This window comes from Stenotrophomonas sp. YJH_SMC_105-26 (assembly GCF_059368915.1).
This window is the reverse complement of record NZ_JCAFSD010000001.1, coordinates 1,480,537-1,491,921: the sequence shown is the minus strand read 5'-3', so window position 1 is coordinate 1,491,921 and position 11,385 is coordinate 1,480,537. Positions and strand designations below refer to the sequence as shown.

The 11,385-nt window shown below is 67.6% G+C and carries 8 protein-coding genes and 1 pseudogene; 4 read left to right on the top strand and 5 right to left on the bottom strand.

Annotated elements, in window-relative coordinates:
* Positions 1 to 386 precede the first annotated feature (386 nt).
* Both AC5P7F_RS06840 and AC5P7F_RS06835 read right to left on the bottom strand, forming a co-directional pair.
* Positions 387 to 2,492: a phosphoglycerol transferase I gene (locus AC5P7F_RS06840; protein ID WP_126411443.1), complete on the bottom strand. Its 2,106-nt coding sequence runs from the start codon at positions 2,490 to 2,492 to the stop codon at positions 387 to 389.
* A gap of 244 nt (positions 2,493 to 2,736) precedes the next feature.
* Positions 2,737 to 4,386 (bottom strand): annotated as a pseudogene (locus AC5P7F_RS06835) (ABC1 kinase family protein); the annotation flags it as partial.
* A gap of 205 nt (positions 4,387 to 4,591) precedes the next feature.
* On the opposite strand from AC5P7F_RS06835, the gene AC5P7F_RS06830 reads away from it, so the two are divergent.
* Positions 4,592 to 5,518 carry a DUF808 domain-containing protein gene (locus tag AC5P7F_RS06830; protein WP_014648696.1) on the top strand — a complete coding sequence of 309 codons (927 nt, stop codon included), beginning with the start codon at positions 4,592 to 4,594 and terminating at the stop codon, positions 5,516 to 5,518.
* A 319-nt stretch (positions 5,519 to 5,837) separates the two neighbouring features.
* Here the strand turns inward: AC5P7F_RS06830 and AC5P7F_RS06825 are convergent, their stop codons facing one another.
* Complete coding sequence (locus tag AC5P7F_RS06825) at positions 5,838 to 7,376, bottom strand: diguanylate cyclase domain-containing protein (RefSeq protein ID WP_164077766.1); 1,539 nt, start codon at positions 7,374 to 7,376, stop codon at positions 5,838 to 5,840.
* A 106-nt stretch (positions 7,377 to 7,482) separates the two neighbouring features.
* Here AC5P7F_RS06825 and AC5P7F_RS06820 point away from each other — a divergent pair, with 106 nt between their 5' ends.
* From AC5P7F_RS06820 to AC5P7F_RS06810, 3 genes are all read left to right on the top strand, one after another.
* Positions 7,483 to 8,118: a Rossmann-fold NAD(P)-binding domain-containing protein gene (locus AC5P7F_RS06820; protein WP_197602797.1), complete on the top strand. Its 636-nt coding sequence runs from the start codon at positions 7,483 to 7,485 to the stop codon at positions 8,116 to 8,118.
* Entirely contained in the window at positions 8,118 to 8,825 is a 708-nt protein-coding gene (locus AC5P7F_RS06815) for a helix-turn-helix transcriptional regulator (RefSeq protein ID WP_481462522.1), read from the top strand. The genes AC5P7F_RS06820 and AC5P7F_RS06815 overlap by 1 nt, the downstream gene beginning before the upstream one ends.
* Positions 8,826 to 9,135: 310 nt before the next feature.
* Entirely contained in the window at positions 9,136 to 9,522 is a 387-nt protein-coding gene (locus AC5P7F_RS06810; RefSeq protein WP_014648692.1) for a VOC family protein, read from the top strand.
* A gap of 123 nt (positions 9,523 to 9,645) precedes the next feature.
* Here the strand turns inward: AC5P7F_RS06810 and AC5P7F_RS06805 are convergent, their stop codons facing one another.
* Complete coding sequence (locus tag AC5P7F_RS06805) at positions 9,646 to 11,034, bottom strand: dihydrolipoamide acetyltransferase family protein (protein ID WP_481462521.1); 1,389 nt, start codon at positions 11,032 to 11,034, stop codon at positions 9,646 to 9,648.
* Complete coding sequence (locus AC5P7F_RS06800; RefSeq protein WP_012512332.1) at positions 11,031 to 11,384, bottom strand: SH3 domain-containing protein; 354 nt, start codon at positions 11,382 to 11,384, stop codon at positions 11,031 to 11,033. The genes AC5P7F_RS06805 and AC5P7F_RS06800 overlap by 4 nt, the downstream gene beginning before the upstream one ends.
* Position 11,385 lies beyond the last annotated feature (1 nt).

Here is an 11,385-nt window from a genome sequence, read left to right as displayed (position 1 = left end):
TGCGGGAGACGCCGTAAACCCCCAGGCCGGCCCAGCCGCTGGCGGCTGTGCGTTCGGGCGCTTGCGAAGCAGTGCTTCGCAAGCAAAGCGCCCTCACCCATGGGGGCTTGGCCGCGGCATCCATGCCGCGGACACTCCCGCGACCGGATCCACCCCGGCTTCGACAGTTTCCCGCGATCTGTCGGAAATGCTCTTGGGGTCAGATCCGTTTTCCGGAGGAAAACGGATCTGACCCCATCTTGATTTTCGATATCTGACAGAGTGTGTCGACCAAGGTCGACACTGCCCCGCCAAACCACGGATTGCACGCTGTTGCCGTTGCTTCTGAGGTTGCCGGCCAGCGGCCGGCACTACCACGGGTGCAGGGCGCAGCCCTGCAAAGAACCCTATCCCCGTGGTCGGCTGCGCGAGGGCACCAGTGCGAACGTATCCACCGCCAGCTTCTCGGCATGGTTCAACCACGCGCGGATCTCCAGATCATCCACTTCGTGGTCCAGCCCGAACGACACGTTGATCTTGCCGTCGGCATCGGGCTGCACCCACTGCTGGGCTAGCACCACCTTGCGCTGCGAGGACACCGCCTCGATCCAGAAACCGCGATCCGGGCGCGTGCTCGCCACCAGCTGCAGCATGTACTGGCCGGCACGGGTGCGGCGGCCCTTCTGGGTGATCATGTGCGCCTGGCGCACGCTCGGGCGCGGGCCCTGGAATGCGTCCAGCGGTGCATCGACCGCGATGCCGCCGCGCAGGTCATTGTCGCGGTACAGCTTGATGCCGTTGTCGCGGTTGACGAGCAGCGCACACCAGTCGCCGTCGGCCGAGCCGTCCTCGAATGCGGTGCAGCGATCAACATAGGCCAGCGTGTTGTCCGGATCCGCGTCATCGAACTGGCGCGAGGTGTTCTCCAGGTAGACCGACTTCAGCCCCCAGTCCTTGTCGTACTCCAGCAGCACCGGCGGCTGCACGTGCTGCAGGCCGACTACTACCTGGTCATCGCCATCGATCTTCAGTTCGCGGGTCGGTTCGCCCAGCCACAGTGAGCGGGCGAAGGCCAGGTACTGCGGGTAGTCGCGGCCACCATCGCGCCGGGCCGCCACGCTGGCGCTGGGTGCGCGTTGGCTGTCGATCAACGAGCGGCCAAAGCCCATCGTCTTCAGGTTCGGGTCCAGCAGGCTGAGCAGGGTGGCACCCGAATCCAGGGTGGTGCCGGCGTCGGCGCTGAGCTGCTGCGGGGTAATGCCATCGCCCAGGAACAGCAGCAGGTTCTCGCGCTTCTGCCGGGTCAGGATGTGGGTCAGATCGTTGGGCATCGCCAGGTGGTCGGAGGCGATCACGATCAGCGTGTCCTTGCCGTACGGGCTGGCCTGGATGCGCTGCACCAGCTGCGAGATCAGCCGGTCGCTGCACTTGAGCGCGTTGAGCATGTTGATGTTGCCGTACTGGCTCTGGTAGCGCTCGCCCTTGCACGATACCGGCAGGTGGCCCGCCGGGTGGTGGGTGTCCATGGTCAACGTGGTCAGCATGAACGGTGAACCGGCGCGCGAGAGCTGTTCGAAGCGCTGGTAAGCGGTGTCCAGCAGCACGTCGTCGTGCACGCCCCAGGCCGAGTAGTGGATGCGGCCGATCTTCTTCTGCTGCTTGAACCAAGCGAGGTCATGCACTTCATCAAAGCCGTGGCTGGCCAGGAACTGGCCCTTGCCGGCGAACTGGCCGTTGGCACCCCCCAGATAGTGGTTGGTGTAGCCCTGCTGCTTCAGGTAGTCGCCCAGGCAGACCGCCTTGGGCAGGAAGCTGCCCATGCGGTCCATGCTGTTTTCATCGCCCTGCGAGGTGGTCAGCGGCACGCCGCACATCGACGACACCAGGCCGGCGATGGTCCAGCCGCTGCCTTCGGCCGAGGCCAGCCCACGCACGTCCAGCGACTCGGACGCCAGGCGGTTGAGGTTGGGCATCAGGCCGGGAAACACGGCCTCGTCCAGATAGGTGCGTTCCAGGCTTTCGCCGTAGATCCAGACGATGTTGCGCGGGCGCTGCAGCGGCTGCGTCGGCACCTGGTACTCAGGGGCGATGCGGGCGAAGTCGACCGGGCGCAGCTGCTGGTACAGGCGCTGGCCGTCACGGGCCAGCGGGCTGATCATGATCGTGGCCACCCACACGGCCGCGAAACCGGCGAACAACGCGCCACCGTGGCCGGGCCGGCGCCAGCGCTTCACCCGTGTGGCGAACAGTGGCAGCAGCGAGACCAGCGCCAACACGATGAAGCCGGCGATGTAGCCCTTGAAGTCGGAGACACCGGCACCTTCCATGTCGGCGCCGAGGTGGTACAGGGTGGCGGCATTGAGCCCATCACCGGACAGCTTGTCGATCAGCCACCACGCGCTGAGCATCAGCAGCAGCAGCGAGAACGCGCCGGCCTTCCACCACACCCACTTGTCGGACGCGAGGAACAACCAGCACAACAGCAACAACGACAGCAGCAGTATCCAGAGCATAGGCAGCTTCGGCAGTGACGGGGTGGTGGTGATGGACGTCGTACCGACGCGTGTCCATCCGACCGGCGCTGCCGCAAGCACATGCATGTGACAGGCCGATGACCCGATAGTGCATGCACGAACCTGACTGAAATGTTTGTTGAAATGACGCGCGCGTAATCGCGCTCAGAAGGTAAAACGAGCGTGAAAGGGGTAGCTGGATTGCATTAAAAACTGCATGAATACGGGCGTTTTCGTCGATGCGCTAGCGATGCCCGCGTTCTTCGCGTGCCCGCGCACGACGGTCGAACAGCAATGCACTGGTTACGATGCCCAGGCCGAGCACCACGCCGATGAACAACAGGATCAGGGCGATGAGCGGGTAACCGAACAGGTGCCAGCCGGTGTCGATCCTCATCATCATCGCGGCGGCCATGATCAATGCGGCGCTGATGATGCCGGCCGCCACGCGGTTGGCGATCTTCTGCAGGTTCTCCATCAGCCGCGATTCTTCCAGGCCGGTGACCTTCATCTGCAGGCGGTTCTCGGCCAGCAGCGCCATGATGTCCGACAGCTTGCGCGGCCCATCACGCAGCAGCTGCTGCAGCTCCATCGCCTCGCTGGCGATGTTGGCTGCAGACAGCGACTTCTTCAGGCGCGCACGCATCACGTGCTGCAGCTGGCGCTCGACGATGCGGCGCGTGTCCAGCTCTGGCGCCAGCAGCCGGCACACGGTTTCCAGGTTGAGCAGGGCCTTGCCGAGCAGGCTCAGTTCCGGCGGCGTGCGCAGGCCGCAGGCGGTGGCGATGCGCACCATGTCCAGCACCACGCGGCCTTCGGAGAAGCTGCCACTGGCCGCATAGCGCGCGATCAGCTGACCGGTTTCGCGCAGGTAGCGCTCTTCATCGAAGGCCTCCAGCCGCGTGCTGATACTGATCAGGTCATCGGCCACTTCCTCGCCACGGCCGTCGACCGCCGCGAACAGGATCTTCAGCAGACGCTCGCGCAGGCGCGGCGGCATGTGCGCGACCATGCCCAGGTCGAAGATCGCCAGCCGGCCGTCGGGCATCACCCGCAGGTTGCCCGGGTGCGGGTCTGCATGGATCTCGCCATGCACGAAGATCTGGTCCAGGTAGCCGCGGATCAGCGCCGCCGCCAACGGGTCCATGTCCTGCTCGGTGCGGCGTACGCCGGAGATCGCATCCACGCGCACGCCGGTGGCAAGCTCCATCGTCAGCACGCGCTGGCTGCTGTAGTCCCAGATCGGCTGCGGCACCCACAGCCGGCGGAACGGCCGCAGGTGCCGTCCGAAGCGCGCCAGGTTCTCGGCCTCGGCGTGGTAGTCCAGCTCCTGCATCAGGGTCTTGGCGAACTCGTTGAGCCAGTCGCGCAGGCGCACGCGGCGTCCGACCTGGGTCAGGTGGTCGGCGGCCAGCGCGAAGCTGCGCAGTGCCTCCAGGTCCGAGCGCAGCTGTGCGGCCACTTCGGGCTTCTGCACTTTCACCGCCACCTGGCGGCCATCGTGCAGCACCGCGCGATGTACCTGCGCGATCGAAGCACAGCCCAACGGCTCGGGATCGAACGAGGCAAACAGCTTGTTCACCCCTACGCCCAGTTCCTGCTCGATGATCGCGTGGATGCGCTCGACCGGGATCGGCGCCACCTTCTCCTGCATGCGCTCCAGCGCCGTGGCGAACTCCACCGGCACCATGTCCGGCCGCGTGGACAGCATCTGGCCCAGCTTGACGAAGGTCGGCCCCAACGCTTCCAGGTCGCTGACGAACTGTTCCGGATTGCCGTCGGCGGGCACGTCGGCCTGGTTGCTTGCCGCATCCAGGTTCATGCCCGAGAACACGCCCGAATGGCGGTAGCGCATCAGCAGGCGCAGGATCTGGCTGCGCCGGCTCATGCCTTTGACCAGCGGGGGATTGCCATTGGCGGCGGACGGATTGCTCAAGCGGGACTCCCATGCGACGAAGACAGGTAGCGCCGGCTGCGGGCCGGCAATGTCCGGATTCCGCAGTGTCGCCGGGGGGCGGTGGGCATGCGGTGAACCCGGTGTCTTCCGCAGTCCACACCGGATCGGTCAGAATCCGCCTATTCCCTTTCTTGGACGCCCCATGGCCGGTGCCAGCCTGTTCGCCCTGCTCGACGATATCGCCACCCTGCTCGACGATGTCTCGGTGCTGACCAAGGTCGCCGCGAAGAAGACCGCCGGCGTGCTCGGTGACGATCTGGCGCTGAACGCGCAGCAGGTCACCGGGGTCAACGCCAACCGCGAACTGCCGGTGGTGTGGGCGGTGGCCAAGGGCTCGCTGGTCAACAAGGTGATCCTGGTGCCGGCGGCCCTGGCGATCAGTGCGCTGGAAGCCTGGCTGCACAGCCGCGGCTGGAACGTGCCCCTGATCGTGCCGCTGATGATGATCGGTGGTGCCTTCCTGTGCTTCGAGGGCGTGGAGAAGCTGGCGCACCGCTTCCTGCATTCGGCCGACGACGATGCCGAGCGCCAGACCGAACGCCGCAAGGCGCTGGCCGACGCGCAGGTGGACATGGTCGCGTGGGAGAAGGACAAGGTGAAGGGTGCGATCCGCACCGACTTCATCCTTTCGGCCGAGATCATCGTACTGACCCTGGGCGTGGTCGCCACCGCATCGTTCACCAACCAGCTGGTCACGCTGGCCGTGGTTGCACTGGCGATGACGGTCTTCGTCTATGGGCTGGTGGCGGGCATCGTCAAGCTGGATGACGTGGGCCTGTACCTGTCGCGCAAGGGTGGGGCTGTTGCCGCCTTCGGTCGCGGCCTGGTCGCGTCGGCACCGTGGCTGATGAAGTTCCTGTCGGTGGCCGGCACCATTGCTATGTTCCTGGTCGGCGGCGGCATCCTGGTGCACAACGTGCCGGCGCTGCACCACGCAGTACAGGCGCTGGGCGGCGAGGGCCAGTGGGGCTGGCTGGTCAGCGCGGCGGGCAACATGGTGGTGGGCATCATCGCCGGCGCCATCGTGCTGGCGGCGGTGACCGGGTTCCAGAAGCTGCGCGGCAAGTAGTCGCCGGCAGGTTCCCGGTAGAGGCCGACCTTGGTCGGCGCTTTGTTTCCCACGCGTGCCAGCCAAGGTTGGCACCTACCAAAGCGGTTCAAGGTGGTCGGCATCGTCGCCGGCGGGTTCCCCGGTAGAGGCCGACCTTGGTCGGCGCTTTGTTTCCTGCGTGTGCCAACCAAGGTTGGCACCTACCAAAGCGGTTCAGGGTGGTCGGGATCATCGCCGGCGGGTCGCCGGGTAGAGGCCGACCTTGGTCGGCGCTTTGTTTCTGCGTGTGCCAACCAAGGTTGGCACCTACCAACGTAGTTTGCTGCGGGCCGGACGGTCAGCCTGCCTGCACGCGGTTCTTGCCCTGCCGCTTGGCGGCATACAGCGCGTCGTCCGCGCGCCGCAGCAGGGTTTCGGTGTCGTCGCCGGGTTGCCATTGCGCCAGCCCGGCACTGAAATGCACCGGTACGCGCCGGTCCTGCACGGTCAGCACGCGATGCGCCAGTGAACGCTGAAGGCGCTGCACCGTGGCCATGCTGTCGGCGCCCTGGGTTTCCGGCAGCACCAGTACGAACTCGTCGCCGCCCAGCCGCGCGATGCCATCGGTGGCGCGCAGCAGCAGCTTGCAGACGGCCACCAGGTGCTGCAGCAGTGCATCGCCACCGGCATGACCATGTGCATCGTTGGTCTGGTGGAAATCATCCAGATCGATCACCGCCACGCCCAGCGGCGAGTTGTTGCGTGCGGCACGGGCCAGCTCGCGTTGCAGCAGTTCGTCCAGGCCGCGGCGGTTCAGCGCCTGGGTCAGTGGATCGATGCGTGCCAGGTCACCGGCCGCGCGCAGTTCCTGCTCCAGCTCGGCGATGCGCTGCTCGGCACGCTCCACTTCCTGCCGTGCGTTGGCCAGGTGATCGCGCGCCTGCGCGGCCTGCTGCTGCACCTTGGCGGTGTCGCGCATCACGTCCTGCAGCAGCTGGTTGAGGTCGGCGATGCTGCGCGCCTCGCGCAGCTGCAGTGCGTAGCTGCCGATGCGATCGTGGTACTCGCCGGTGCTGGTGGCCATGCCATCCATGCGCTCGATGAACTCGCCCATCAGCCCGCGCATCGCCGCCTTCGAATCGTCGATGCCCTGGCGCAGCAGGCCCTGCTTGTAGATCACTTCGCGCAGTTCGGCGCGGGTGCGCTCGACCGCCTCAGCTTCCAACGGCCCGTCCAGCAGCTGGCGTACCGCGGCGATCTGGCCCTGCAGCCAGCTGCGGTCATCCAGCAGCTCGCTCACGTTCTCCAGCAGCAGCGCGAACAGCTCCAGCAGCAGTGCCTGCTGCTCCTGCCAGCTCTCGGCACGCACGCCGACCTGGTGGCCAAGTTCGCGCACGCCCTGCTCGATCGGTTCCAGCGCCGTGCCTGGCTGCCACTGGCGCAGGTGCATGGCCAGTGCCTGCGCCTGTTCGCGCAGGTCCGGGTCGTGCTGCAGCAGCGCCACCACCGCGCCGCCCAGCAGCAGCCGCAGCTGCTCGGACAGGCGCAGGCTTTCGGGTTGCCCATCCGGCGAATGCTGTTCGATGGTGCGGATGTACTTGTCGATCAACTGGCGCATCGCGCGCCCGTAGCGCGGCCAATCGGCGCTGGCCTGCGCCGACTGCAGGCGGTCGCCCATGTCGCCCAGCTCGCCGGGCAGGGTGGCCATGCCGTTGGCGAACGCGGCCAGCAGCGGTTCCGGCGCGTCGGCACCGGCGAACAGCTGCTGCAGCGCCACGCCACCGCCGCCCTGCAGCACCACGCGGTCGCCCAGCCCATCGTCCACCACCGCGCGCACGCGTGCCGGCGGCCCAAGGGCGGTACCGGGGGCAGGGCGGTGGTCGGGCTGGTCCGTCATGGAGCGAATCCTGGGGGCTGGCAGGGACTGGTTCCAGCATATCGGCGCGGCCGCCGACGGCTTGAACGGCTAGGATGGGCGACAGGATGCCGCAGTGGAGGTGGTGATGCGCGTGATGTTGCTGGGGGCGACCGGCCTGGTCGGTGGGCTGACCCTGCCCCGGCTGCTGGACGACCCGCGCTGCAGCGCCGTGATCGCCCCGACCCGTCGCCCGTTGGGCGCAGCCCACGGGAAGCTGGAGAACCCGGTACTGGACTTCGATGCGCTGCCCGCCGCCGCCGGGTGGGCGGGCGTGGACGCGGTCATCTGCGCGCTCGGCAGCACCATTGCCCAGGCTGGCAGCCGCGAGGCCTTCCATCGCATCGACCATGATTACCCGCTGGCGTTCGCCTGTCTGGCGCAGGCGAAGGGTGCGCAGACCTATGTGCTGAATTCCGCAGCCGGTGCCGATCCGCGGTCGTCGATCTTCTACAGCCGGGTGAAGGGTGAATTGGAGCGCGATCTGCGCGCGCTGGGCTTCACCTCGTTGACCCTGGTCCGCCCAGGGTTGATCGGCGGCGAGCGCAACGAGGTGCGGCGCGGTGAGCGTCTCGCGCTGAAGGTGCTGGGCGTGCTGGGGCCGGTACTGCCGCGGTCGTGGCGGATCAACCCGGCGAGCGAGATCGCCAAGGCGCTGGTCGAGGCCGCGCTGGCCCCGCAACCGGGTGAGCACGTGGTGGCATCGAGCGCACTGGCCGGCTGATGTCGCGTGCGCTGCGCCTGACCCAGCTCCAACAGCTGCTGCGCCGCCATCGGCGGCCGGTGGCCGGCCAGGTGCTGGCCGACGCGCTGGGAGTCAGCCTGCGCACGCTGTACCGCGATATCGAAACCCTGCGCGAGCAGGGCGCCGACCTGCGCGGCGAGGCCGGCGTCGGCTACCAGCTGACGCCGAGCGATACCCTGCCGCCGATGACCCTGCCACCGGCCGAGATCGACGCGCTGATGCTGGGCCTGCGCTGGGTTGCGGCCCGTACCGAACCCGCGTTGGCCGAAGCCGCACGCGATGCCCTGGCGCGCATCGCCCATGTGTTGCCCGCAGCGCGGCGCGAGGCCCTGCGTGACAGTGGCCTGCGGGTGGGCCCTTCGCGTGCGGCGGCCAAGGTTCCCCCAGCTCGTCTGCAGGCCGTGCGAGAGGCTGTCGGTTCACAGCAGCGCCTGAAGTTCGGCTACGAGGACGCGCACGGCCAGCGCAGCGAGCGCATCGTCTGGCCGTTCGCGCTGGGCTACTTCGATGAGGTGCCGATGCTGGCGGCGTGGTGTGAGCGCCGCGAGGATTTTCGCCATTTCCGCCTGGATCGCATCCGCCAGGTGCGCGTGCTGGAGGAGCACTACCTCGTACCACGCGCCACGCTGCTGCGGCGCTGGCAGAAGGCGCAGGGCATCGCGCCGGACTGGCTGAACCGTTCGTAGCGTCGGGCCTGCTCGACTGTCATTGCGCTTCGCTTTCTGCTGCTGGTGCGATGGGTTGGCGGCTTTTGCTCTTTGCTCTTTGCTCTTCGATCTTTGCTCCTGGTAGGGGTCGAGCTTGCTCGACCGCCTTTGATCTTCGCGAACAGCAGTCGAGCAAGCTCGACCTCTACCAGGGCAGTGGCAACGGCATCGAGCAAGCTCGGCCTCTACCAGGGCAGGAGCGACAGCAGTAGAGCACGCTCGCCGCTACTGACAGAATCTGTCAGCAGGGCCGTACCAACATGATCGCTCCCAACAACGGAGCTTCCCCATGTTCACGCCCAGCACCCTGCTGCAGTACGTGCGCGACGTCGCCACCAGCGCCACCTTCTACAGCGGCATCCTCGGCAAACCGCCGGTCGAGCAGTCGCCTGGCTTCGCCCTGTTCCTGCTCGGCGATGGCGCCGCACTCGGCCTGTGGCAACGCGATGACGTGCAACCGCCGGTGTCTGCGCAGGCAGGCGCCGCCGAACTGGCGATGGTGGTCGCAAACCCCGAGGCCGTGCAGCAGATGCACGATGCGTGGCGTGGGCTCGGCGTGCAGATCCTGCAGTCGCCGGTGACGCTGGAGTTCGGCCACACCTTCGTCGGTGCCGACCCTGATGGCCACCGGCTGCGTGTGTACAGCCGCGCCGAAGGCATGGTCGCGCGCGATTGATCGCCCGCATTGTGTAGATCCACGCCATGCGTGGATGCCGGAAAAAAAACGCCGGGCGATGCCCGGCGTTCTCTCCAAGTCATGTGCCAACCAACGGTTGGCACCCACCGGTCAGGTGGCCGATCAGCTGGCCAGTGCCAGGTCGTCCATCATCGCGCGCAGGAAGCGGGCAGCTTCACCACCCGTGGCTGCGCGGTGGTCGAAGGTGACCGACAGCGGGATCACCTTGTGCGCTTCCACGCCGCCCATCACCGGGGTCATCTGGTGGCGGGCACGGCCGGCACCGACGATGGCCACGCACGGCGGCACCACGACCGGGGTCGCGTAGCGGCCGGCGAACATGCCGAAGTTGGACAGCGAGATGGTGTAGCCACTCAGTTCCGACGCCGCGATCGAACGCGATTCCACCTGCTCGCGCAGACGGTTGACGCCTTCGCGGATGCCGCGTGCGTCGAGCATGTCGGCGTTGCGCAGGGCCGGCACGAACAGGCCGTCGTCGGTGTCCACGGCGATGCCGATGTCCACCTGCGCGTGCAGGGTACGGGTCAGCGCTTCACCGTCGAACCAGGCGTTCATCGCCGGCACCTTCTGCGCGGCGACCACGATCGAACGCACCAGGCGCGCGGTGACGTCGTTGCCCGGCAGCCAGGCGTGGATGTCGGCGTCGTCGTTCAGCGTGGTCGGCACGACCTTGCTGTGCGCATCGGCCATCACGCGTGCCATGTTGCGGCGCACGCCCTTCAGCGGTTCCGGCTGGCCCTTGGCGACCACGCCCGGCGGCTGGGTACGCATCGGCTTGCCGGCGGCGGACAGCGGGGTGCGGGCTTCGCTCTGCACCGGGGCAGACACCTGCGCCGGGGCCGGCGCGGCATAGGCAGCAGCGGCAACCGGTGCCGGAGCAGCGCCGAGCTTGGCGCTGCCGTTGGCGGCAGCCTGCTTGACGTCGGCCATGGTGACCGCGCCATCGGTGCCGGTAGCGGCCACGCGGCTCAGGTCCACGCCCAGCTTGCGCGCCATCGCACGCACGGCCGGCACGGCCTTGACGCCACCGACGGCCAGCGCCTGTTCGGCATGCACGGCATTGGAGCTCTGCATCGCGCCGACCACGGTACCGGCGTCATCGCGCTCGGCCGCGGCGGGCTTGGCCTCCTGGGCGGCAACCGGAGCGGCCGCAGCCGGCAGCGGCGGCGGGGTCGGTGCGGCCGCCGGTGCAGCGTGGCCATGGCTGTGGCCGGTGTCCTGGCCATCGGCACGCTGCGGCAGGTTCGGGTCCAGTTCGAAGCTGGCCAGCACCGAGCCGGTCGGGATGATGTCGCCGGCGCCGCCGGACAGCTTCAGCACCTTGCCGGAGAACGGCGAGGGCACTTCCACCACGGCCTTGGCGGTCTCCATCGACACCAGCGGCTCGTCCAGCTTGATCACATCGCCTTCCTTGACGAACCACTCGACGATGGTCGCGTCCGGCAGGCCTTCGCCCAGGTCGGGCAGGTTGAAGTTCTTGGTCTGGCTCATTTGCAGTTCTCTTCCAGCAGTTCCAGTTCGCGGGCCGGCAGCCAACCCGTCGCGCCATTGGCGCGCTCGGACCACCACCACCCGCCGTGTTCGTGATGAAGCTTCACCATCTCGCCGCTTTCCACATCCAGCTCGCGGGCGTCGTAGTCGCACAGCGCTTCGGCGCGACCCTCGTCCAGCAGCTGCAACCAGGCGATGGGCGCCCATCCAGCGCGCCCATCGTTGGTGCGTACCCAGGCAAACGCCGGCCATTCCTCGTCACGGACACCTACTTCGACGATCTGGCCGGTGCGGAACCGGAGCGGGTTGGGATACTGGCTGCGGTAAGCCCCCAGAAGGCGGGCCCGCATG

Coding starts and splice junctions, on each gene's coding strand:
- AC5P7F_RS06830 (WP_014648696.1), top strand. CDS start 4,592: ATGGCCGGTGCCAGCCTGTTCGCCCTGCTCGACGATATCGCCACCCTG.
- AC5P7F_RS06825 (WP_164077766.1), bottom strand. CDS start 7,376: ATGACGGACCAGCCCGACCACCGCCCTGCCCCCGGTACCGCCCTTGGG.
- AC5P7F_RS06810 (WP_014648692.1), top strand. CDS start 9,136: ATGTTCACGCCCAGCACCCTGCTGCAGTACGTGCGCGACGTCGCCACC.
- AC5P7F_RS06820 (WP_197602797.1), top strand. CDS start 7,483: ATGCGCGTGATGTTGCTGGGGGCGACCGGCCTGGTCGGTGGGCTGACC.
- AC5P7F_RS06805 (WP_481462521.1), bottom strand. CDS start 11,034: ATGAGCCAGACCAAGAACTTCAACCTGCCCGACCTGGGCGAAGGCCTG.
- AC5P7F_RS06815 (WP_481462522.1), top strand. CDS start 8,118: ATGTCGCGTGCGCTGCGCCTGACCCAGCTCCAACAGCTGCTGCGCCGC.
- AC5P7F_RS06840 (WP_126411443.1), bottom strand. CDS start 2,492: ATGCTCTGGATACTGCTGCTGTCGTTGTTGCTGTTGTGCTGGTTGTTC.
- AC5P7F_RS06800 (WP_012512332.1), bottom strand. CDS start 11,384: ATGCGGGCCCGCCTTCTGGGGGCTTACCGCAGCCAGTATCCCAACCCG.